This window comes from Streptomyces sp. CA2R106, from assembly GCF_037034245.1.
GTDB lineage: Bacteria > Actinomycetota > Actinomycetes > Streptomycetales > Streptomycetaceae > Actinacidiphila.
The window spans coordinates 162,934-185,709 of sequence record NZ_JBAGKC010000006.1 but is presented as its reverse complement, the minus strand read 5'-3'; the positions used below and the strand labels follow the sequence as shown (position 1 = coordinate 185,709).

Annotated in this window: 20 protein-coding genes; 3 read left to right on the top strand and 17 right to left on the bottom strand. The window is 72.5% G+C overall.

The features are described from left to right. Positions 1 to 175 precede the first annotated feature (175 nt). From WA788_RS11895 to rpsD, 12 genes are all read right to left on the bottom strand, one after another. Entirely contained in the window at positions 176 to 910 is a 735-nt protein-coding gene (locus WA788_RS11895) for an AAA family ATPase (RefSeq protein WP_335975853.1), read from the bottom strand. Between the two features lie 166 nt (positions 911 to 1,076). Beyond that, on the bottom strand, positions 1,077 to 1,520 hold the full coding sequence (gene aroQ / locus WA788_RS11890) for a type II 3-dehydroquinate dehydratase (RefSeq protein WP_335975850.1): 444 nt from the start codon (positions 1,518 to 1,520) through the stop codon (positions 1,077 to 1,079). Then, entirely contained in the window at positions 1,517 to 2,662 is a 1,146-nt protein-coding gene (aroB, locus tag WA788_RS11885; RefSeq protein WP_335975846.1) for a 3-dehydroquinate synthase, read from the bottom strand. The genes aroQ and aroB overlap by 4 nt, the downstream gene beginning before the upstream one ends. After that, positions 2,659 to 3,174: a shikimate kinase gene (locus WA788_RS11880; RefSeq protein ID WP_335975842.1), complete on the bottom strand. Its 516-nt coding sequence runs from the start codon at positions 3,172 to 3,174 to the stop codon at positions 2,659 to 2,661. The genes aroB and WA788_RS11880 overlap by 4 nt, the downstream gene beginning before the upstream one ends. Then, positions 3,171 to 4,355 carry a chorismate synthase gene (aroC, locus tag WA788_RS11875; protein ID WP_335975837.1) on the bottom strand — a complete coding sequence of 395 codons (1,185 nt, stop codon included), beginning with the start codon at positions 4,353 to 4,355 and terminating at the stop codon, positions 3,171 to 3,173. Before aroC ends, WA788_RS11880 begins: the two co-directional genes overlap by 4 nt. 60 nt (positions 4,356 to 4,415) lie before the next feature. Beyond that, complete coding sequence (locus WA788_RS11870) at positions 4,416 to 5,294, bottom strand: shikimate dehydrogenase (RefSeq protein WP_335975832.1); 879 nt, start codon at positions 5,292 to 5,294, stop codon at positions 4,416 to 4,418. A gap of 13 nt (positions 5,295 to 5,307) precedes the next feature. Beyond that, positions 5,308 to 7,152: an endolytic transglycosylase MltG gene (mltG, locus tag WA788_RS11865; protein WP_335975829.1), complete on the bottom strand. Its 1,845-nt coding sequence runs from the start codon at positions 7,150 to 7,152 to the stop codon at positions 5,308 to 5,310. 189 nt (positions 7,153 to 7,341) lie between these two features. Then, the gene (gene ruvX / locus WA788_RS11860) at positions 7,342 to 7,806 is read right to left on the bottom strand and encodes a Holliday junction resolvase RuvX (protein ID WP_335976266.1); all 465 of its coding nucleotides are present in this window, start codon (positions 7,804 to 7,806) and stop codon (positions 7,342 to 7,344) included. Between the two features lie 214 nt (positions 7,807 to 8,020). After that, a complete protein-coding gene (gene alaS / locus WA788_RS11855; RefSeq protein WP_335975827.1) occupies positions 8,021 to 10,690 on the bottom strand; it encodes an alanine--tRNA ligase in 2,670 nt (889 codons plus the stop codon). After that, positions 10,690 to 11,055, bottom strand: a complete 366-nt coding sequence (locus tag WA788_RS11850) for a DUF6167 family protein (RefSeq protein WP_335975824.1) — start codon at positions 11,053 to 11,055, stop codon at positions 10,690 to 10,692. Before WA788_RS11850 ends, alaS begins: the two co-directional genes overlap by 1 nt. 4 nt (positions 11,056 to 11,059) lie before the next feature. Next, positions 11,060 to 11,497, bottom strand: a complete 438-nt coding sequence (locus tag WA788_RS11845; RefSeq protein WP_335975818.1) for a DUF948 domain-containing protein — start codon at positions 11,495 to 11,497, stop codon at positions 11,060 to 11,062. A gap of 187 nt (positions 11,498 to 11,684) precedes the next feature. Beyond that, the gene (rpsD, locus tag WA788_RS11840; RefSeq protein WP_202232507.1) at positions 11,685 to 12,296 is read right to left on the bottom strand and encodes a 30S ribosomal protein S4; all 612 of its coding nucleotides are present in this window, start codon (positions 12,294 to 12,296) and stop codon (positions 11,685 to 11,687) included. Positions 12,297 to 12,351: 55 nt separating this feature from the next. On the opposite strand from rpsD, the gene WA788_RS11835 reads away from it, so the two are divergent. Continuing rightward, a complete protein-coding gene (locus tag WA788_RS11835; RefSeq protein WP_335975810.1) occupies positions 12,352 to 13,131 on the top strand; it encodes a DUF2470 domain-containing protein in 780 nt (259 codons plus the stop codon). Between the two features lie 18 nt (positions 13,132 to 13,149). Here the strand turns inward: WA788_RS11835 and WA788_RS11830 are convergent, their stop codons facing one another. From WA788_RS11830 to WA788_RS11815, 4 genes are all read right to left on the bottom strand, one after another. Continuing rightward, complete coding sequence (locus tag WA788_RS11830) at positions 13,150 to 14,502, bottom strand: replication-associated recombination protein A (RefSeq protein ID WP_335975808.1); 1,353 nt, start codon at positions 14,500 to 14,502, stop codon at positions 13,150 to 13,152. 45 nt (positions 14,503 to 14,547) lie between these two features. After that, entirely contained in the window at positions 14,548 to 15,204 is a 657-nt protein-coding gene (locus tag WA788_RS11825) for a vitamin K epoxide reductase family protein (RefSeq protein ID WP_335975804.1), read from the bottom strand. 104 nt (positions 15,205 to 15,308) lie between these two features. Continuing rightward, positions 15,309 to 16,571: a histidine--tRNA ligase gene (gene hisS, locus WA788_RS11820; RefSeq protein WP_335975802.1), complete on the bottom strand. Its 1,263-nt coding sequence runs from the start codon at positions 16,569 to 16,571 to the stop codon at positions 15,309 to 15,311. A gap of 11 nt (positions 16,572 to 16,582) precedes the next feature. Further along, a complete protein-coding gene (locus WA788_RS11815) occupies positions 16,583 to 17,296 on the bottom strand; it encodes an MBL fold metallo-hydrolase (RefSeq protein WP_335975799.1) in 714 nt (237 codons plus the stop codon). Positions 17,297 to 17,564: 268 nt separating this feature from the next. Here WA788_RS11815 and WA788_RS11810 point away from each other — a divergent pair, with 268 nt between their 5' ends. Further along, on the top strand, positions 17,565 to 18,416 hold the full coding sequence (locus WA788_RS11810) for a peptidylprolyl isomerase (protein ID WP_335975795.1): 852 nt from the start codon (positions 17,565 to 17,567) through the stop codon (positions 18,414 to 18,416). Between the two features lie 217 nt (positions 18,417 to 18,633). Further along, positions 18,634 to 19,860 carry a DUF349 domain-containing protein gene (locus WA788_RS11805; protein WP_335975792.1) on the top strand — a complete coding sequence of 409 codons (1,227 nt, stop codon included), beginning with the start codon at positions 18,634 to 18,636 and terminating at the stop codon, positions 19,858 to 19,860. A gap of 92 nt (positions 19,861 to 19,952) precedes the next feature. Here the strand turns inward: WA788_RS11805 and WA788_RS11800 are convergent, their stop codons facing one another. Next, on the bottom strand, positions 19,953 to 22,577 hold the full coding sequence (locus WA788_RS11800) for a RelA/SpoT family protein (RefSeq protein WP_443034012.1): 2,625 nt from the start codon (positions 22,575 to 22,577) through the stop codon (positions 19,953 to 19,955). Between the last annotated feature and the right edge of the window lie 199 nt (positions 22,578 to 22,776).

Here is a 22,776-nt window from a genome sequence, read left to right as displayed (position 1 = left end):
GCGCCGGGCGGTGGTGGGCTGGGCGCGCAGTTCCCCGCGCCCCTTGTTGCGGTTGCTCGCCGTCGCCGGGTGCAGGCCGCACATGCCCAGGGGCGCGAACAACCACAGCGCACCCGCAGACAGGCACGCACCGTAAGGGGCCCGGGGGCAAGTGCGTGCCGGGAGGGGGGCCGTGTTACCAGATGGGGGGGCCTTGGAGGCTGCGGGTTACTACGCGGTCGAGGGCCGCGGAGGCCGCTTCGACGTCGAGGTGGGAGTTGTCGATGATGGGGAGGCCGGAGCCGTACCAGCCGGCCATGCGCCCGTGGATACGGGCGACCTCCTCGTCGGAGAGCCGGCGGTTGCCGGAGCGTTCGGCGTTGCGGGTGAGAACGATGTCGAGGCCGGGCAGGAGGACGACGGGCAGCAGCCCGGGCCCCACGTGCCGCTTCCAGCCGCCGAGTCCGACGGTGGGCCGGTCGGGGAAGACCGCGTCGTCGATGATGCAGGACACCCCGTTGGCGAGGAAGTTGCGCGCGGCGAAGCCGCAGGTGCGGCGGGCGAGGCGGTACTGCGCCTCGGAGTTCTCGTTCCACCCGGCCTGCGGGTCGGCGAAACCGGAGCGGACCCACTCCCGTACGTCGTCGAGGCTGATGTGGGCGGTGGGGACGCCGCGGTGGTCGGCCCAGTGCCGGGCGATCGTGGTCTTGCCCGCGCCGGCCGCGCCGATGAGCAGCACCGCTATGGGGCCGTGCGCGGCCCCGGGCAGCGAGCCGCCCGCGGGGGCGGTGGGCGCCTGCACGGGGGCGGGCGGCGGCATCGGAAAGTGACCGGTGCTGCCGGTCTGGCTCGGTGCGGGCGCAGGGCCCGGCGGGGGCGGGGGGCCCTGACCCGGGCCGGGCGGCTGGGGCGCCCCCACGGCGTGCTGCATGTCGGCCACTCCATCCCGTACCCGAGGTCTGTGCGGTTCGCTCTGTGTGACCACGGCGCGCCGCGCTTGAACGGTACCGTGCGCCCCGGCTCTCGCCCAACCACCCCTGCCCGCAAGGGAACCCTTCATGGGGCGGCACCCCTGGACGGGGGTGCCGCCCGGGCGGTCAGCCCGCCGCTTCCTCGGCCACCGCGCGCAGCGCCAGCCGGTAGGAACCGATGCCGAACCCGGCGACGACCCCGGAGGCGACCGCGGAGAGCACCGACGTGTGCCGGAACTCCTCCCGCGTGTGCGGGTTGGAGATGTGCACCTCGATCAGGGGCGCGGTGCGCTGCGCCGCGGCGTCGCGCATCGCGTACGAGTAGTGCGTGAACGCGCCCGGGTTGATGACGACGGGCACCTTGCCGTCGGCCGCTTCGTGCAGCCAGCCGATGAGTTCGGCCTCGTCGTTGGTCTCGCGGACCTCGACGTCCAGGCCGAGTTCCGCGCCGAGCTGCCGGCAGGTCTCGACGAGGCCGGCGTACGAGGTGGAGCCGTAGACGTCGGGCTCGCGGGAGCCGAGGCGGCCGAGGTTGGGGCCGTTGAGCACCAGCACGGGGCGGGCGGTCACGCGGTCACCTCACCGTAGGCGGCGAGCAGGACCGCGGGGTCGGGGCCCTCCAGGACGGTGGGCTTGGCCAGGCCGTCCAGGACGATGAAGCGCAGCAGGTCGCCGCGGGACTTCTTGTCGAGTTTCATGGTCTCCAGCAGCCGCGGCCACTGGTCGCCGCGGTAGGTCAGCGGCAGCCCGACGGAGCCGAGCACGGCGCGGTGCCGGTCGGCGGTCGCGTCGTCCAACCGCCCGGCCAGGCGGCCGAGTTCGGCGGCGAAGACCATGCCGACGGAGACCGCGGCGCCGTGCCGCCAGTTGTAGCGCTCGTTCTTCTCGATGGCGTGGGCGAGGGTGTGGCCGTAGTTGAGGATCTCGCGCAGCCCGGACTCCTTCAGGTCCGCGGAGACCACCTCGGCCTTGACGCGGATGGCGCGCTCGACGAGTTCGGCGGTGTGCGGGCCGGCCGGGTCGCTCGCGGCCTGCGGGTCGGACTCCACCAGGTCGAGGATGGCCGGGTCGGCGATGAAGCCGGCCTTGATCACCTCGGCGAGGCCGCTGACGTAGTCGTTGCGCGGCAGCGAGGTCAGCGCGGACAGGTCGCACAGCACGCCGGCCGGCGGGTGGAAGGCGCCGACGAGGTTCTTGCCCTCGGCGGTGTTGATGCCGGTCTTGCCGCCCACGGCCGCGTCCACCATGCCGAGCACCGTGGTGGGCACCGCGATCCAGCGCACCCCGCGCAGCCAGGTCGCGGCGACGAACCCGGCGAGGTCGGTGGTGGCGCCGCCGCCGACGCCCACCACCACGTCGCTGCGGGTGAACCCGGTCTGGCCGAGCGCCTTCCAGCAGTACGCCGCGACCTCGGCGGTCTTGGCCTCCTCGGCGTTCGGCAGCTGGATCGCGACGGCCTGGTAGCCCTGCTCGGCCAGGTCCTGCCGGATCGCCTCACCGGTGCCGGCGAGCGCCTCGGGGTGCAGCACCGCCACGCGCAGCGCCTTCGGCCCGATCAGCCCGGGCAGTTCGCCGAGCAGCTGGTGGCCGACCAGTACCTCGTACGGTTCGGTGCCGGCGGTGCCGCCGACCTGGATACGGGTGGGTGGTGTCGCGCCGCTCCACTCCTGGTCGCCCCCGCCGTTGGTCTCGCGCGCTTCGTCGTGACTCATGCGTCCTTCAGTTCCAGTGCGTCCAATACCGCCGCCGCCACCTCGTCGGTGCCGCGGTCCGCGGTGTCGACCACCGCGCGGGCCACCTCGGTGTACAGCGGGCGGCGCTGTTCCATCAGTTCGCGCCAGCGCTGCCGCGGGTTGATCGCGAGCAGCGGGCGGGGGGCGTCCAGGCCGACCCGTCGCACCGCGTCGTGCAGGCTGACGTCGAGGAAGACGACGGGCCGCCCGGCGAGCAGCGCGCGGGTGCCGTCGTCCATCACGGCGCCGCCGCCGAGGGAGAGCACCCCGTCGTGTTCGGAGAGCGCGGCGGCGACGGCGGCCCGCTCCAGCGCGCGGAAGTGCGGCTCCCCGTCGTCGACGAAGATGTCCGCGATCGGCTTGCCCGCGGCCTGGACGACGTCCTCGTCCGTGTCGCGGTAGGCGACGCCGAGCAGCGCGGCCACGGCGCGGCCGACGGTGGTCTTGCCCGCCCCGGGGGGGCCGACCAGCACGACGACGGGCGCGGTCACCGGATGGCCAGGTGGTCGAGGAAGTCCCGCACGTTGCGCCGCGTCTGCGCGACGGAGTCCCCGCCGAACTTCTCCGCGACGGCGTCGGCGAGCACCAGCGCGACCATCGCCTCGGCGACGATCCCGGCGGCGGGCACCGCGCACACGTCGGAGCGCTGGTGGTGGGCCTGCGCGGGCTCGCCGGTGACGACGTCCACGGTGGCCAGGGCGCGCGGCACCGTGGCGATCGGCTTCATCGCGGCGCGCACCCGCAGCACCTCGCCGGTGCTCATGCCGCCCTCGGTGCCGCCGGACCGGCCGCTGGCGCGGCGGATGCCGTCGGGGCCGGGCACGATCTCGTCGTGCGCCTTGGACCCGGGCACCCGGGCGAGGTCGAAGCCGTCGCCGACCTCGACGCCCTTGATGGCCTGGATGCCCATGAGCGCGCCGGCCAGGCGGGCGTCCAGCCGCCGGTCCCAGTGCACATGGGAGCCGAGGCCGACCGGGGCGCCGTAGACCAGCACCTCGACGACGCCGCCGAGGGTGTCGCCGTCCTTGTGGGCCTGGTCGATCTCGGCGACCATCGCCTTGCTCGCGTCGGCGTCCAGGCAGCGCACCGGGTCGGCGTCCAGCCGCGCCTCGTCCGCGGGCACCGGCACGACCCCGTACGGGGCCTTCGCCGCGGCCAGTTCGACGACGTGGGAGACGATCTCGATGCCCGCGGTCTCCTTGAGGTAGGAGCGGGCGACGGCGCCGAGCGCGACCCGGGCCGCGGTCTCGCGGGCGCTGGCGCGCTCCAGCACCGGGCGGGCCTCGTCGAGGTCGTACTTCTGCATGCCGGCCAGGTCGGCGTGGCCGGGGCGGGGGCGGGTCAGCGGCGCGTTGCGGGCCAGGCCGGCCAGGATCTCCGGGTCGACCGGGTCGGCGGCCATCACCTGCTCCCACTTGGGCCACTCGGTGTTGCCGACCATGATCGCGACGGGGCTGCCCATGGTCCGGCCGTGCCGTACGCCGCCGAGGAAGGTGACCTGGTCCTGCTCGAACTTCATCCGGGCGCCGCGGCCGTAGCCGAGCCGGCGCCGGGCCAGCGCGTCCGCCACCATCGCGGTGGTGACGGGCACCCCGGCGGGCAGTCCTTCCAGCGTCGCGACGAGTGCGGGTCCGTGCGACTCCCCCGCGGTCAGCCAGCGCAATCTGCTCAACGGTGCTCCCTGGAAAACGGCCGTGCCTGTGGGCCGATCCTCCCACGTTTCGTCCGCGGGTCAGGACGCCTGTCCGGGGAGCGGACCGCCGCGGGCGGCCAGCGCCGCCTCGCCCGCGGCCCGCATCGCCGCGAGCGGGGCGGGCGCGCGGCCGGTGTGCTGCTCGACCTGGAGGACGGCCTGGTGGACCAGCAGGTCCAGGCCGGAGGCGACCTGCCCGCCGCGGGCGGACCACGCGGCCGCCAGCGGCGTCGGCCACGGCTCGTAGAGCACCTCGAAGAGGGTGCCGGGGGCGGCCGGGACCGCGGCGGCCAGGTGGTCGGCGGCGCCCGCGGGGGTGGTGGCGATGACCAGCGGCGCGGCCAGCGCGTCGGCGGCGGCGCTCCAGTCGGCGGTGCGCACGTCCACCCCGAGCCGCTCGCCCCAGCGGATCATCTCCTTGGCGCGGGCCGGGCCGCGTACGTAGGCGGTGACCCCGCCGGTGCAGATCCGGGCGAGGGCGGCGAGCGCGGACGACGCGGTGGCGCCCGCGCCGAGCACAGCGGCCGACGGCACCGAGGTGACGCCGTGCTCGGCGAGGGCCGCGACCATGCCGGGGATGTCGGTGTTGTCGCCGTGCCGCCGCCCGTCGGCGCCGAACACGACGGTGTTGACCGCCTCCACCGAGGCGGCGGTGTCGCTGACCGCGTCGAGCAGCGGGATGACCGCGCGCTTGAGCGGCATCGTCAGCGACAGCCCGGCCCACTGCGCCGGGTCGAGGCCGGCCACGAAGCCGGGCAGCGCCACCTCGTCGACCTCGAAGCGGTCGTAGCGCCGCTCGGAAAGTCCCAGGGCGGCGTACGCGGCGCGGTGCAGCACCGGGGAGAGGGAGTGCGCGATCGGGGAACCGAGCACGGCGGCGCGCGGGGCGCCGTCGTGCGGCCGTGCGGTGCGGTCCAAGGAGAGTGCCCTGCTACTGGGAGTTGTACTGGTCGTAGAGCTTGTCGAACTGGGCCTTGGTCTGGGTGAAGTCGGTGGTCTTGCCGTCCAGGGAGATGAAGTACCACCAGTCGCCGCTGTCCGGCGCCATCGCCGCCTTGAGGGCGTCGACGCCGGGGTTGCCGATCGGGCCGGGGGGCAGGCCCTGGTGCTTGTAGGTGTTGTAGGGGCTGTCCAGCGAGTTGACCTCGGCGGTCGAGATGTTCGTCTTGCTGGTGTTCTTGACGTAGTTGTACGTCGAGTCGAACTGCAGCAGCCCCTGCGTCTCCGGGTTGTTCGGCACCATCCGGTTGTAGACGACCTTGGCCATCTTCTTGAAGTCCTCGTCGGTCTTGCCCTCGGCCTGGACGAGGCTGGCGACCGTGACGAGTTCGAGCGGGTTCTTCAGGCCCTGCTTCTTCGCCTCCGCGGCCATGTCGAACTGGGCGTACTGCTTGGTCGCCTCGTCGATCATCTGCTTCAGCAGCACCTCGGGCTTCTCGCCCTTGGCGATGCTGTAGCGGGAGGGGAAGAGGAAGCCCTCCAGCGGGTCGGAGATGTCGGGGTCGGTGTCCGCCCAGGACGGCAGCCCGAGCTGCTTCGCCTGGGAGTGCGCGGTCTTCTCGGTGGTGCCCGCGGCCAGCTTCAGCTTGGCGTCGATGGCCGCGTAGATCTGCTTGTCGCGCATGCCCTCGGCGATGATCAGGGTGTTCTGCGACTTGGGGTCGAGCATCATCGTGACGGCCGCGGTACCGGACATCTGCTTGTGCAGGTCATAGACGCCGGCCTGGATGAAGTTGCCCTTGGGGTCCTTGTTCGCGGCCTTGGTGAAGGCGCCGACGCTCTTGACGACACCGGCCTGCTTGAGGATGTTCCCCATGGTCGTCGTCGTGGAGCCGGCGGGGATGTTCACCTGGACGTCCCCGCTGCCGTTGCCCGAGAAGTCCGGCGGCGGCCCGAACCGGCTCTCGTACATGTTGTAGCCGACGTAGCCGACTCCGCCGACACCGCCGACCAGGACGGCGAGCACCACCACGCAGGCGCAGCCGCTGCGGCGCTTCTTGGCGGGCTGGCCCTGGGTACGGCCGGACCTGCGGCCGCCGGACCGGTTCTGCTCGGGCGCATGCCGGTCGTCGTCCTCGTCGTCGTCGCGGTGGTCGGCGAAGAAGGCGTGGTCGCGCGGGTCGTCCGCGGTGTCGGCGTCCCAGTCGGTCTCGGCCGGTGCGGTACGGGCGGCGGGCTGCGCCGGTTGGCCCGGCCGGCCGGCGCCGCCCTGCTGCGGTTGAGGCTGCTGGGGCTGGGGTGGTTGCTGCTGGTGGGGCTGCTCGGGCTGCTGCTGCTGGGGCTGTCCCTGGTACGGGGCCTGCTGGGGGTAGCCCTGCTGCTGGGGCTGCTGCGGCTGTTGCTGCGGCTGGCCGTAGTAGCCGGGCTGCGGCTGCTGCTGCCCGTACGGGTCCTGGGCCGGGTGGCCGCCGTACGGGTCCTGGACGTAGCCGTCGGCCTGGCCGGGTTGGTAGGAGCCGGTGTCGTAGCCCTCGTACGCGTCGTAGCCGGCGTACCCGGTCTGCTGCGGGTAGCCGTGCTGGACGTGCCCCTGCTGCGGGTACTGCTGGTACTGCTGCTGGTCGTACTGCTGCGGGTAGCCGCCCTGCTGGGGCTGCTGGGGCTGCTGCGGGTACTGCTGGTGCTGCTGACCGGTGGCGTACGGGTCCTGCCAGTCGCCCTGCTGCGGGAAGTGCTGGGGCTGCTGCTGGGGGTACCCCTGGTCGTACACGTCGCCGAAGAGGGGGTCCTCGGGGTGCCACGGTTCTGAGCCGGAACCCCGGCCGTAGTCAGTCATCGGCATCCATCAGTCGGTCTTCCTGCTCGCACCCACTGCGGAGGACCGGTGCCCGGTCGTCCGCCACGGCTGCTCGGGCGTAGGCCCTCGGTCCCGTCGGTACGCGGTCGGCATCAGGTCCACCGACCTTGCGAAACGGGCGGCGCCCGAAGGCACCGCCGTGTCGCGCGGAACGTTACCGTATCGCGATCAGATGACCACTTCGACGTTCTCGCCCGGAGGGATGCCGGACACCCGCTCGGCTTCCAGGGCGCTTTGCAGGATAACGACAGCCGCCGCCTGGTCGACCACGGAGCGTCCCTTTTTCGCCCGGACACCCGACGCGCGCAGTCCCTGGGTCGCCGTGACGGTGCTCATCCGCTCGTCCACGAGGCGGACCGGCACCGGCGCGATGATTTTCGCCACAGCGAACGCAAAGGCGCGGACCTTGACGGCGGCCGGGCCTTCTGTTCCGTTCAGCGAGGTGGGCAGGCCGACGACGACCTCGATCGGTTCGTACTCGCCGACGAGGGCCGCCAGCCGGCGCTGCGCGGCGGGCACGTCGCGGCCGGGCACGGTCTCCACGGGGGTGGCGAGGATGCCGTCGGGGTCGCAGGAGGCCACGCCGATCCGGGCGTCGCCGACGTCCACGGCGAGCCGGCGGCCGCGCCTGATCCCGCCGGAGCCACCAGTGCCGCCCGCACCGCCGGTGCCGCTGCCCGCCGAGCTGCCCGGACCGCCCGTACCGCCCGTACCGTCTGCGGAGCCCCCGCTGCCCGGGCCGTCCGCGCCGAAGGCGCCGGGCCGCGCCGCGCCCCGGCCCGCGGCGGAGCGCCGGGCCCGCGGCCGCTCCCGGCCGCGCTCCGCGCCCCGCCGCCGCTCGGTCATGTCACGCCTTCTCGCCGACGAGCCGCCGCACGGCCTCGATCGCCTCGGGCACCGCGGCCGGGTTCTGGCCGCCGCCCTGGGCGACGTCGTCCTTGCCGCCGCCCCCGCCGCCGAGCGTCTTGGCCGCGGTGCGGACCAGCTCGCCGGCCTTCAGGCCGCGGTCGCGCCCGGCGTCATTGGTCGCGATGACCGTCAGCGGGCGGCCGCCCGCCACGGTGAAGAGCGCGACGACCGCGGGCCGGCCGCCGCCGATCCGCTGCCGCACGTCGAGCACCAGCTTGCGCAGGTCGTCCGCGCCGGTGCCGTCCGGCACCGTGCCGGTGACCAGAGCGACGCCCTTGACGTCCTCGGCGCCGGCGGCGAGCCCGGCCGCGGCTTGGAGCACCTTCTCGGCGCGGAAGCGCTCGATCTCCTTCTCGGCGTCCTTGAGCTTGGCGAGCATCCCCGAGATCCGGTCGGGCAGCTCCTCCGGGCGGCCCTTGACCAGTTCGGTGAGCTGGGCGACCACGGTGTGCTCGCGGGCCAGGAAGTTGTACGCGTCGACGCCGACCAGCGCCTCGACACGGCGCACCCCCGAGCCGATCGAGGACTCGCCGAGCAGCTTGACCAGGCCGAGTTGGGCGGTGTTGCCCACATGGGTGCCGCCGCACAGCTCCTTGGAGAAGTCGCCGATGGTCACCACGCGGACGTGCTCACCGTACTTCTCGCCGAACTCCGCGATGGCGCCCTGCCGTTTGGCCTCCGCGATGGGCATCACCTCGGCGGTGACGTCGAGTTCGCGGGCCAGCACTTCGTTGATCTTCTGCTCGACGTCGGAGAGCACGGTGCCGGGCACCGCCGCCGGGGAGCCGAAGTCGAAGCGGAAGCGGCCGGGCGAGTTCTCCGAGCCGGCCTGCGCCGCGGTGGGGCCGAGCGCGTCGCGCAGCGCCTGGTGGGTGAGGTGGGTGGCGCTGTGCGCGCGGGCGATGGCGCGGCGCCGGGTCAGGTCGATCTGGGCGTGGGCGGCGGCGCCCACGGTGACCTCGCCGACCTGGACGACGCCCTTGTGCACGCTGACGCCGGGCACCGGGCGCTGCACGTCGCGGACCTCGATGACGGCGCCGCTGTCCAGCCGGATGCGGCCGGTGTCGGCGAGCTGGCCGCCGCCCTCGGCGTAGAAGGGGGTGCGGTCGAGGACGACCTCGACCTCGTCGCCCTCGGTGGCGGCGGGCGAGGGCACGCCGTCGACCAGCAGCCCGACGACGGTGGCCTCGCCGTGGTCGAGGACGTAGCCGGTGAACTCGGTGGCGCCGGAGCGGTCGGCGACCTCGCGGTAGGCCGACAGGTCCGCGTGGCCGGTCTTCTTCTTCTGCGCGTCGGCCTTGGCCCGGTCGCGCTGCTCCTTCATCAGCCGGCGGAAGCCGTCCTCGTCGACGCTCAGGCCCTGTTCGGAGGCCATCTCCAGGGTGAGGTCGATCGGGAAGCCCCAGGTGTCGTGGAGCAGGAACGCCTGCTCGCCGGGGAGCACCCGGCCGCCGGCGGCCTTGGTCTCGGTGACCGCGGTGTCGAGGATGTTGGTGCCGGCCGAGAGGGTCTTGAGGAAGCGGGACTCCTCCGCGAGGGCGACGGACTCGATCCGCTTGCGGTCGGTGATCAGCTCCGGGTACTGCTCGCCCATGGTGCCGATGACGACGTCCACCAGCTCGGCGACGACGGGGCGGTCCGCGCCCAGCATCCGCATGTTGCGGATGGCGCGGCGCATGATGCGGCGCAGGACGTAGCCGCGGCCCTCGTTGCCGGGGGTGACGCCGTCGCCGATGAGCATGACGGCGGTGCGCATGTGGTCGGCGACGACCCGCAGCGACACGTCGGACGCGTCGGCGGCGCCGTAGTGCACGCCGGTCAGCGCGGTGGCGGTGTCGATGACCACGCGCAGGGTGTCGGTCTCGTACATGTTGTGCACGCCCTGGAGGATCATCGCAAGGCGTTCGAGGCCGAGGCCGGTGTCGATGTTCTGGGCGGGCAGGTCGCCGAGGATCTGGAAGCCGTCCTTGCCCTGGCCCGGGCCGCGCTCGTACTGCATGAAGACCAGGTTCCAGATCTCCACGTAGCGCTCGTCGTTGACCGCGGGGCCGCCCTCCTCGCCGAACTCGGGGCCGCGGTCGTAGTTGATCTCGGAGCAGGGGCCGCAGGGGCCGGGCACGCCCATGGACCAGAAGTTGGGGCCCATGCCGAGGCGTTGGATGCGTTCGGCGGGCACGCCGACGACGTCGCGCCAGATCCGCTCGGCCTCGTCGTCCTTCTCGTAGACGGTGATCCACAGCTTCTCCGGCTCCAGGCCGAAGCCGCCGTCGGCCTGCGAGCTGGTCAGCAGCTCCCAGGCGTACTTGATGGCGCCTTCCTTGAAGTAGTCGCCGAAGGAGAAGTTGCCGCACATCTGGAAGAACGTGCCGTGCCGGGTGGTCTTGCCGACCTCTTCGATGTCCGGGGTGCGCACGCACTTCTGCACACTGGTCGCGCGGTCGAAGGGCGGCTTGACCTCGCCGAGGAAGTACGGCTTGAAGGGGACCATGCCGGCCGGGATGAGCAGCAGCGTCGGGTCGTCCGCGATGAGGGAGGCCGACGGCACCACGGTGTGCCCGCGCTCCTCGAAGAAGCGCAGCCAGCGGCGGCGGATTTCTGCCGACTCCATCAGTGTTCGTCCTTCCGGTTCTTGTGCTTGCGGTCCCCGCGCCCGGCCCGGGTGGGCAGGGCGGAGCCGCTGTCCGCGGTGGTCCCGGGCAGGGTGGCGCGCGGTGCGGGCAGCGGCTGGGGTGCGTCGGGGGCGCTCTGGGTACGCAGGCCCAGGGCGTCGTGCAGTTCGGTCTCGCGCTGGGCCATGCCGACCCGTACGTCCTGGGCGAACAGCCGCAGCCGCGCGCCGGTCTCCAGCGCGCGGTCCGCGGCGGTCACCGCGAGGCTGTCGGGGTTGAGGCGGCGCACCGCGCGTCCCACCTTGACGGTGGCCCACGCGCCGGTGGCGGCGCCGGTGAAGAACCAGAACAGACGGCGGAACATGGCCTCAGTCCTTAGTGCGGCGGTCGCGGCGGTCCCGGCGCGAGGTGGGCAGCACCCGGCCGGTGAGGGTACGGGCCCGGGCCTTGCCGGAGTCGCCGGCCTGCATGCCGACCGCGCGCCGCACGCCGTAGCCGAAGGCGGCGACCTTCACCAGCGGTCCGCCGAACGTCGAAGCCACCGTGGAGGACAGCGCGGACGCGTTGGCGGTCACCTCGGCGACGTCGGAGGTGATGGTGTCGACCCGGTCCAGCTGGGTGTTCGCGTTGCGCAGCGCGTCCGAGGCCTCACCGAGCAGCGGTACGGCCTGTTCGGTGACGCTGGCGACCAACTCCGTGGTGCGGCGCAGGGTCTGCGCGAGCCGGGCGAGGGCCACGGCCAGGAACGAGACGAGGATCGCCCAGAACACGGCGACGATGAGGCCCGCCACCTCTCCACCGGACACGCTGCCGCACCCCTCTTGCTCCCACCCGACCACGAACACAGGCGAGCTTATCGCGCTCCGCGGGCCGGACCCTCCAGGCCGCCCCGTCCTGTCGGCCCCGGGAGCGGCTGCCGGTGGTGGGCGTGCCGCGCAGTTCCCCGCGTCCCTTGGAACCCTCAGTGCGGGGAACTGCGCACCCTTCTACCGCTCAGCGGGCGTAGTACTCGACGACGAGCTGCTCGTCGCAGATCACCGGGATCTCGCGGCGGTTGGGGTCGCGGTCGAGGCGGAACGCGAGGGCCTGGAGGTTGACCTGGAGGTAGCGGGGGGTCTCGCCGTCGGGCGCCCAGCCGCCTTCGCGGGCGACCAGGAACGGGGTCTTCTCCCGCGAGCGCTCCCGGACCTGCACGACGTCGTCGGGGCGGACCCGGAAGGACGGCTTGTCGACCTTGCGGCCGTTGACCTCGATGTGGCCGTGCACGACCATCTGGCGGGCCTGGTAGATGGTGCGGGCCAGCCCGGACCGGAGCACCAGCGCGTCAAGTCGGCGCTCCAGCTCGACGATCAGCGCCTCGCCGGTCTTGCCCTCGACCTTCTTCGCGCGGTCGTACGCGCGCTGCATCTGCCGCTCGCTGATGTCGTACTGCGCGCGCAGCCGCTGCTTCTCCAGCAGCCGGGTCTTGTAGTCGCTGTTCTGCTTGCGACCACGGCCGTGCTCACCCGGCGGGTAGGGGCGGGCCTCGAAGTACTTGACCGCCTTCGGGGTGAGCGCGATGCCGAGCGCCCGCGACTTCTTGACCTTGGGACGCGACTGATTCACGTGCGTCGAACCTCCGTGTAGATTAGGTAAGGCTTACCTTAGCTGAGGAGTACGCATGATTCGACCCGGGAACCCCGCACCCGAACGGCCGTCGTGGCAGCAGGAGAACGGTCAGCCGCGTCCCGAAGAGGAAGAAGCGCCCCGGCAGCCCTCGGCCGCCGAACGCGCGCGCACTCTCGTCGAGAGTAACCCGTCCCTCGCACTGGCCATTCCCGCGCTGCGCCCCGCACCGGCCGAACCGATGGTGCCGCTGCGCTGCTCCGTCGGGCCCGACGGGGACGTCTTCCTGCTCTTCCCGCGCGCGGCGCCCGCGGTGCGGGCGGCACGGCACGCCAGCGACGACGAGGTGCCCGCTGTGCTGGAAGTCACCGATGTCGCGCCGGTCGCGGTGCCGCACCGCATCCGCGGCCGCGCCTGGGTGGCCGGGTGGCTGACCCACGTGCCCGGCGGCGGGTTCGAGGCCGACGCGGAGCTGCTGCGGCTGGAGCCCGGGGAGATCTCCGTGGACGACCTGTGGGGTGCGGCGCTCGTGGAGCCCGACGAGTTCGCCGCGGCCGGGCCCGATCCGCTCGCGCCCTTCGAGACGGATGTGCTCCAGCACCTGGCCGGGTCGCACCCGGAGGAGGTGGCCCTCCTGTGCGGGCTCGTCGGCGAACCGTGCGTCGCAGGCGCCACGCAGGCGGTGCCGCTGGCGCTGGACCGGTTCGGGCTGCGGGTCCGCTTCACCGGCGCGGCCGGGACGTACGACGCCCGCTTCGACTTTCCGGCGCCGGTGGAGGGTCCCGCGGCTGCCCGGCGCGCCCTTCGGCACCTTTTCGCTTCCGCGCGGGCGTGACCCTCCGGGGCCCGTACCTCAGCTGTCGCCGGCGAGGCGGCTTCTGACGCGGTCGAGCACATCCGCGTAGCGGGCCTCGGCTCCGTAGCGGGTGGGTTCGTAGTAGCGGCGGTCGGCGAGGTCGTCCGGGAGGTAGCGCTGGGCGGCGATGGCGCCGGGCACGTCGTGGGGGTAGACGTAGCCCTGCGCGTGGCCGAGCTTGGCGGCGCCCTTGTAGTGGCCGTCGCGCAGGTGCGCGGGGACCGGGCCGGCCTTGCCGGCCCGGACGTCGGCGAGGGCGGCACCGATCGCGGTGGTCGCCGCGTTGGACTTCGGCGCGAGGGCGAGCGCGATGGTGGCGTGGCTGAGGATGAGCGACGCCTCGGGGAAGCCGATCATCGCCACCGCCTGGGCCGCGGCGACCGCGGTGGGCAGCGCGGTGGGGTCGGCGAGCCCGATGTCCTCGCTCGCGGAGATCATCAGGCGGCGGGCGATGAAGCGCGGGTCCTCCCCCGCCACGATCATCCGGGCCAGGTAGTGCAGCGCGGCGTCGACGTCGGAGCCGCGGATCGACTTGATCAGGGCGCTGGCCACGTCGTAGTGCTGGTCGCCGTCGCGGTCGTAGGCGACCGCGGCGCGGTCGACGGCCTCCTCGACGGTGGCCAGCGTGATGGTCTCCTCGCCCTTGGCGAGCGCGGAGCCGGCGCCCGCCTCCAGCGCGGTGAGCGCGCGGCGGGCGTCACCGCCGGCGATCCGCAGCAGGTGCTCCTCGGCGTCGGGCTGGAGGGTGACGGCGCCGCCGAGCCCGCGCTCCTCGGTGAGCGCGCGGTGCAGCACCCCGCGGATGTCGTCGTCGGTGAGCGATTCGAGGGTGAGCAGCAGGGAGCGGGACAGCAGCGGTGAGATTACCGAGAAGTACGGGTTCTCGGTGGTCGCCGCGATCAGGGTCACCCAGCGGTTCTCGACCGCGGGCAGCAGCGAGTCCTGCTGGGCCTTGCTGAAGCGGTGGATCTCGTCGAGGAACAGGACGGTCTCGCGGTCATACCCGCCGGCTTGGCGCTTGGCGGACTCGATGACCGCGCGGACCTCCTTGACGCCCGCGGTGATCGCCGACAGCTCCACGAACCGCTTGTTGGTGGCCTTGCTGACGACGTAGGCGAGGGTGGTCTTCCCGGTGCCGGGCGGGCCCCACAGAATCACCGAGGAGGCGCCCGCGGGTCCGGTGCCGCCCTCCCCCACCAGCCGCCGCAGCGGGGACCCCTTGCGCAGCAGGTGCTGCTGGCCGACCACTTCCTCAAGGGTGCGCGGCCGCATCCGGACGGCGAGCGGGCTGTTTCCCGGGTCCCGCTCCTGCCGCTCCTCCGCGGCCGCACTGAACAGATCTGGCTCCACTCGTGAAGGGTATGCCACCGCTGTGACACACCCCGGATCACGAGGTCAGATGACGGTCTTCCAGTAGTACCAGAAGTGGGTGAGGATCAGCAGGCCGATCACCGCGTACCACATCACCGGCACCACCCAGTGGAACTCCAGCACGGCCGAGCGGACCGGGCGGGGGAGCTTGATCAGGCCGTTGCGGATGTTGTGCACGGCGGTGTACCAGAAGATCAGGATCGTGACGACCCAGGCCAGGCAGCACCACAGGCAGACCGCGTGGATGTTGTAGATCGTCTGGTACTGGAGCCAGGAGATGAAGCAGACGCCGAAGAGGCCGCCGGCCTGGAGCCCGTACCAGAACCACGGCTTGTAGCGCCCGCCGGCGAAGACGCCCATGGCCACGCAGATCACCACGCCGTAGGCGACCAGGCCGATGATCGGGTTCTGGAAGCCGAAGGCGTGGGCCTGCTTGCTCTCCATCACGCTGCCGCAGGCGATGACCGGGTTGAGGCTGCACGAGAAGTGCGTCGGCTTGCCGTCCACGGTGTTCTGCAGCAGGACGAACTTGTCGTTGGTGATCACGAAGGAGGCGAGCAGGCCGAGTGCGCCGGAGATCAGCAGCAGCCAGGTGAACGGCTTGCTCGGCACGATCTCGGAACCGGCGCGCGGGGTGCGGTCGTCGTCCGTTCGCGTGTCGTCCAACGCGGAAGTCGTCATGATCGCCGATCTCTCATCGAATCCATGGGGCGGGCACAGACATTGTGCACCCGGGGCGGTGAGTACGGTGTAAGGTACGCCGCCCCGGTACACGTTCGAGGGGTTTAAACCAGCCGTTCCTTGACGGTTCCGGCCACCTCGTCCAGCGCCACCGGACCCTGCTCGCCGCTGGCGAGGTCCTTGATCTGCACGACGCCCTCGGCCAGGTCCCGTTCGCCGGCCACGATCGCCAGCCGGGCGCCGGAGCGGTCCGCGGACTTCATCGCGTTCTTGATGCCCTTGCCGCCGAAGGCGAAGTCCGCGGCGATCCCCTCCCGACGCAACTGCGTGACCAGCGCGAAGAGGGTGCGCCGGGCCTGCTCGCCGAGCGGCACCGCGTACACGTCGGTGGCGGCGGGCAGCGCGAGTTCGACGCCCTCGGCCTTGAGCGCGAGCACCGTGCGGTCCACGCCCAGCGCCCAGCCGACCGACGGCAGCGACGGGCCGCCGATCATCTCCGACAGGCCGTCGTACCGCCCGCCGCCGCCGACCGCGGACTGCGAGCCGAGCGCGTCATGCACGAACTCGAAGGTGGTGCGGGTGTAGTAGTCCAGCCCGCGCACCAGCCGCGGGTCGTCCTCGTAGGCCACGCCCGCCGCGGTCAGCAGTTCCCGGACCTGCTCGTGGTACGCCTTGCACGCCTCGCACAGGTGGTCCACGATCAGCGGCGCGCCGGTGAGTTGGCGCTGCACCGCCTCGCGCTTGTCGTCCAGCACCCGCAGCGGGTTGATCTCGATCCGCTTGCGGGTGTCGTCGTCGAGGTCGAGGCCGCGCAGGAAGTCCTGGAGCGCGGCGCGGTAGGCCGGGCGGCACTCCTTGTCGCCCAGCGAGTTGAGCAGCAGCCGGAAGTCGCGCAGGCCCAGCGAGCGGTACGCGTCGACGGCCAGGATCACCAGTTCGGCGTCCAGCGCCGGGTCCTCCGCGCCGATCGCCTCGGCGCCGACCTGGGAGAAGTGGCGGTAGCGGCCGGCCTGCGGGCGCTCGTAGCGGTAGTAGGAGCCGGAGTACCACAGCTTCACCGGGAGGTTGCCGGCCTTGTGCAGGTTGGCCTGGAGGGCGGCGCGCAGCACCGACGCGGTGCCCTCGGGGCGCAGTGCCAGCTCGGTGCCGCCCTTGGTGCTGAAGGCGTACATCTCCTTGGTGACGATGTCGGTGGACTCCCCGACACCGCGGGCGAACAGCTCGACGTGCTCGAAGCCGGGGGTCTCGACGTATCCGTAGCCGGCGCGGCGGGCCGGGGCGGCGATCGCCTCGCGCACCGCGAGGAAGGCCGCGGAGTCGGGCGGCAGGAGGTCGTAGGTGCCCTTGGGGGCCTGGAACGTGCTCACGGCAGTGACAGTCACAATCCTCGTCGTGGAGCCGGGTCGTCGCCGGTTCCGTGGCCGCCGGCCACCTTGCCCAGGAAGGGGTTGGTGGCGCGCTCGCGGCCGATGGTCGTCTGGGGGCCGTGCCCGGAGAGCACCACCGTCGAGTCGTCGAGCGGCAGGCACACGCGGGCCAGCGACTCGTACAGCTCGGCGGTGTCGCCACCGGGCAGGTCGGTGCGTCCGACGGAGCCGGCGAACAACAGGTCGCCCGAGAAGAACACCGACGGGATGTCGGCGCTCTCGGGCAGCCGGTAGGTCACCGACCCCTTGGTATGGCCGGGCGCATGCGCGACGCCGAACTCCAGACCGGCCAGCGCGAGGGTCTCGCCGTCGGTCAGCTCCCGAAGGTCGTCGGGCTCGCCGACGGTCAGGCCGGCCAGCAGCGGGGAGCCGACGGAGGCGCCGATCGCCGTCGCCGGGTCGCTGAGCATGTACCGATCGGCGGGGTGCAGCCAGGCGGGCACGTCGTGCGCGCCGCACACCGGCAGCACCGAGGCGACGTGGTCGACGTGGCCGTGGCTGAGGATGACCGCCACGGGCTTGAGCCGGTGCTTGGCGAGGACGTCCTCGACGCCCTGGGTCGCGTCGACCCCCGGGTCGATGATCACGCACTCCTCGCCTGCGGCGGGCGCGACCACGTAGCAGTTGGTGCCCCACGCCCCGGCGGGGAACCCGGCAATGAGCACGTTCGTCCTTATGTCGTCCGCTGTGGGCTGCCCCCGAGCCTACCGGCGAGCGGGGCGCGGCTGCGAACCGGTTGCGGGGTGGTGCGCGGACTGGACGGCAGGTGCGGCGTGACGCGAAGATCTGCGGCACGTACATTCGCATACGGCAGCTTCGACACCGGCTGTGTCCCCTTCGATACAGCCGGCGCACAGGAAACATACAACGCAATGCGTCGGTGCGCGGCACGGACGGACAACCGACGCCCAGACAGACGACGGAGACGGCGAAGTGACCACCAAGGATCAGCGGCGGCGGCAGCTCGCCCGGGACAAGTTCGCGCGCCAGCAGCAGCGCCGGGTGAGCGCGCAGCGCAAGACGCGGGTGCGCAACTCGGTGATCGCCGTGGTGGTCGCCGTGGTCGCCGCCTCGCTCGGCGGGGCGTACGCGGCCGGCGCGTTCGACGGCAGCAGCAAGAAGAAGGACGACGCCGCCGCGACCAGTGCGACCGCGTCCGCCTCGGCGAGCCCCACCGTCTCCAAGGGCCCGGACCCGTGCGAGAAGGCGGCGGCGGGCAAGCCCGGCACCAAGCAGTGGAAGAAGGAGCCGGCGATGACCATCGACAAGTCGGCCGGCTACACCTTCGACCTGGCGACCACCTGCGGCGACATCTCGATCGCGCTGGAGACGGCGAAGGCCCCGCACACCGTCAACTCCTTCAAGTTCCTCGCCGACCAGGGCTACTTCGACCACACCAAGTGCCACCGGCTGACCACGACCGGCATCTACGTGCTCCAGTGCGGCGACCCGACCGGTCAGGGCTCGGGCGGCCCGGGCTACACCATCCCGGACGAGAACCTGACGGCGTTCGGCAAGGCCGACTCCTCCACCGGCTCGGTCACCTACCCGGCGGGCACCATCGCGATGGCCAACACCGGCCAGGCGCACACCGGCGGCAGCCAGTTCTTCCTGGTCTACAAGGACAGCCCGCTGCCGCCGAGCTACACGCCGTTCGGCACCGTCTCCAAGGCCGGCATGAAGGTCCTGGACAAGATCGCCGCCGACGGTGAGAGCACCGGCCAGGGCGACGGTGCGCCCAACGCGACCGTGGTGATCAACAAGGCGACGGTCAGCAAGTCCTGACCCGCGGCCGGGTGCCCGGGCTGCCCGCGGGCGGCCGGACCGAGTCCTGATCGGTATCCGAATTCGCGATTGAGCGCGTATCGGATGCGGACAGCCGGGGCGCCGGTCGCCTATGTTGGCCGTTGGAACCGGTCAGGGCGTGCGGCCCGGCCGGAGGGAAACTGTGGACGATGCCCGCCGGCGGTGACGCGGGTGGGCATCACATGAGGGAGGCGCTGTGAGCAGCGACCCGTGGGGCCGCGTCGACGAGACGGGGACCGTGTACGTGCGTACGGCCGACGGTGAGAAGGAGGTCGGTTCGTGGCAGGCGGGTTCCCCTGACGAGGCGCTCGCCTACTACGAGCGCAAGTACGAGGGGCTCGTCGTGGAGATCGGCCTCCTCGAACGGCGGGTGCAGACGACCGATCTGGCGCCCAAGGAGGCGCTGGCCGCGATCGAGCACCTGCGCACCTCGGTGACCGAGGCGCACGCGGTGGGCGACCTGGCGGCGCTGGGCACCCGGCTGGACGCGCTGGTGGCGCTCGTGGACACCCGGCGCGAGCAGCGCCGGGCGGAGCGGGCGAAGCAGGGCGAGGAGGCGAAGGCCGCCAAGGAGAAGCTGGTCGCCGAGGCCGAGGAACTGGCCGCGAGCGAGCAGTGGCGCACCGCCGGTGAGCGGCTGCGGGCCCTGGTGGACACCTGGAAGGGTCTGCCGCGGCTGGACCGCAAGGCCGACGACGAGCTGTGGCACCGCTTCAGCCACGCCCGTTCGGTCTTCTCCAAGCGGCGCAAGGCGCACTTCGCGTCGCTGGACGCGCAGCGCGAGGAGGCCCGCCGCACCAAGGAGAAGCTGGTCACCGAGGCGCAGTCGCTGTCGGGTTCCACGGACTGGGGGCCGACCGCGGCCCGCTACCGCGAGTTGATGGCGGAGTGGAAGGCGGCCGGCCGCGCCCAGCGCGAAGCGGAGGACGACCTGTGGAACCGCTTCCGCGGTGCACAGGACGTGTTCTTCGCCGCGCGTTCCGAGGTGTTCGCCGAGCGGGACTCCGAGCAGCGGGAGAACCTCGCGCGCAAGGAGGAGCTGGTCATCGAGGCGGAGAAGCTGCTGCCGGTGACCGACCTGAAGTCGGCGCGGGCGGCGTTCCGTTCGATCAACGAGCGGTGGGAGGCGATCGGCCATGTGCCGCGCGACGCCCGGCCGCGGATCGAGGGCCGGATGCACACCGTGGAGCGGGCGCTCCAGGAGTCCGAGGAAGCGGAGTGGCGGCGCACCAACCCGGAGGTCCGGGCGCGTGCGGCGGGTCTGACCGGCCAGTTGCAGGCCGCGGTCGACAAGCTGCGCGACCAGGTCGAGGCGGCGCGCGCCGCGGGCAACACCGCGAAGGCCGACAAGCTCCAGTCCGAACTGGACGGCCGGCAGGCGCTGTTGGACGCGGCCTTGAAGGGCATGGGCGAGTTCCGCTGAGCGGAGGCTGACGCCGGCATCCACCAGAGAAAGAGGTCCCCCGCGCCCGTGGCGCGGGGGACCTCTTCGTGTTGCGGGTGGCGGGCGGCCGTTCAGCGCTGCTGGCGGCCGGAGGTGACGCGGTAGACGTCGTAGACGCCCTCGACCCCGCGGACCGCCTTGAGGACGTGGCCGAGGTGCTTGGGGTCGCCCATCTCGAAGGTGAAGCGGGAGATCGCGACGCGGTCGCGGGAGGTCTGCACCGCCGCGGACAGGATGTTGACGTGCTGGTCGGACAGCACCCGGGTGACGTCGGAGAGCAGCCGGGCCCGGTCCAGCGCCTCGACCTGGATCGCGACGAGGAAGACCGAGGACTGGGTGGGCGCCCACTCGACGTCGATCATCCGCTCGGGCTGCTGCGAGAGCGACTCGACGTTGACGCAGTCGGCTCGGTGCACCGACACGCCGTTGCCCCGGGTGATGAAGCCGATGATCGGGTCGCCCGGGACGGGGGTGCAGCAGCGGGAGAGCTTCACCCACACGTCGCTCTCGCCCTTGACGATGACGCCCGGGTCGGCGTTCTTCCGCCGCTTGGTGCGGCCCTGGGTGGGGGTGGTGATCTCGGCGATGTCCTCGGTGGCGCCGTCCTCCCCGCCGAGCGCGTCGACCAGCTTCTGCACCACGGACTGCGCGGTGATGTGGCCCTCGCCGATCGCCGCGTAGAGCGCCGAGATGTCGGGGTAGCGCATCTCGTGCGCCAGGGTGACCAGCGAGTCGCCGGTCAGCACCCGCTGGATCGGCAGGTTCTGCTTGCGCATCGCGCGGGCGATCGCTTCCTTGCCCTGCTCGACCGCCTCCTCGCGGCGCTCCTTGGAGAACCACGCGCGGATCTTGTTGCGGGCCCGGGGCGACTTGACGAAGCCCAGCCAGTCCTGGGACGGCCCGGCGCCGGACGCCTTGGAGGTGAACACCTCGACGGTGTCGCCGTTGTCGAGGGTCGACTCCAGGGGCACCAGACGGCCGTTGACGCGGGCGCCGATGGTGCGGTGCCCGACCTCGGTGTGCACCGCGTAGGCGAAGTCGACCGGGGTAGCGCCGGCCGGCAGCGCTATCACGTCGCCCTTGGGCGTGAAGACGAAGACCTCGCTCTGCGACAGGTCGAAGCGCAGCGACTCCAGGAACTCCCCCGGGTCCTCCGTCTCCTTCTGCCAGTCCAGCAGCTGGCGCAGCCAGGCCATGTCGTTGACCGCGTCGTCCTTCTTGTCCGAACGCGGGCTGTCGGTGCGCACCTTGGAGGCGCCGGCCACCGCTTCCTGCTTGTACTTCCAGTGCGCGGCGATGCCGTACTCGGCGCGGCGGTGCATGTCGAAGGTGCGGATCTGCAACTCGACGGGCTTGCCGCTGGGGCCGATCACGGTGGTGTGCAGCGACTGGTACATGTTGAACTTCGGCATCGCGATGTAGTCCTTGAACCGGCCGGGGACCGGGTTCCATCGCGCGTGGATGGTGCCGAGCGCCGCGTAGCAGTCCCGGACGGTGTCGACGAGGACCCGGATGCCGACCAGGTCGTAGATCTCGGCGAAGTCCCGGCCGCGGACGATCATCTTCTGGTAGACGCTGTAGTAGTGCTTCGGGCGCCCGGTGACGGTGGCCTTGATCCGGGCCGCGCGCAGGTCCTGCTGGACCTGGTCGGTGACCACGGCCAGGTACTCGTCCCGCTTGGGGGCGCGTTCGGCGACGAGGCGGACGATCTCGTCGTACATCTTCGGGTAGAGGATCGCGAAGGCGAGGTCCTCCAGCTCCCACTTGATGGTGTTCATGCCCAGCCGGTGGGCGAGCGGGGCGTAGATCTCCAGCGTCTCGCGGGCCTTCTTCTCCTGCTTCTCCCGCTTGAGGTAGCGCATGGTGCGCATGTTGTGCAGCCGGTCGGCGAGCTTGATCACCAGGACCCGGGGGTCCTTGGCCATCGCGACGACCATCTTGCGCACCGTCTCGGCCTGCGCGGCCTCACCGAACTTGACCTTGTCCAGCTTGGTGACGCCGTCGACGAGCAGGGCGACCTGGTCGCCGAAGTCGCGGCGCAGCTGGTCCAGGCCGTAGTCGGTGTCCTCGACGGTGTCGTGGAGCAGCCCGGCCATCAAGGTGGCGGGGTCCATGCCCAGCTCGGCGAGGATGGTGGTGACCGCCAGCGGGTGCGTGATGTACGGGTCGCCGCTCTTGCGCTTCTGGCCGCGGTGCCAGCGCTCGGCGACCTGGTAGGCGGCCTCGATCTGCCGCAGCTGCGCGCTGTCGCCCTTGGGGTCGTTGCCGCGCACGACCCGCAGCAGGGGTTCGAGCACCGGGTTGTACGCGCTGGAGCGCTGCACGCCGAGGCGGGCGAGCCGGGCGCGGACCCGGCTGGAGGAGGCGCCGGGCCGGGTGGGGGCGACGCTGCCGGGGGTGCGCACCGGCCGCAGGGCGGCGGGGGTGGGCGCGGGAGCGGGGGCCGGGCCGGACTTGGGCGCGAGCGTGGCGCCCTTGCCCTGGTCGCCCCTGCCCTGGTCGCCCTTGGCCTGGTCGGCGGCCTTGCCGGCGCCGCTGTCGGCGCTCGGGTGGGCCCCGGCGGGCGGGGGCGCGGACTCGGGTGTGGGAGCGGGCGCCGGCGCGCCGGTCGCAGGCGTGCCCCGGCGCCCGTCGGCCGGGCCCGTCCCCTGGGCGGTCCCGTCGGCGGCGTCGAGCGGCTGGGCCTGGTCTGGCAAGGGCACTCCTCACGCGGTCGAAGTCCCATGGTAACGAGCGGCGGCACCCGGCGGGCGCGCGGCGGAGCAAGGCGGCTCCGCCCGGCCCGGCCGGCGCACACGCACCGGCGTACGCCGGTCCGTACGCCGCGCCGGGCACGCCGTACGCCGGCGAAGCGCCTCAGGGGCGCCGTACGGGCCCGGGCGGCCCTGCGGCGGC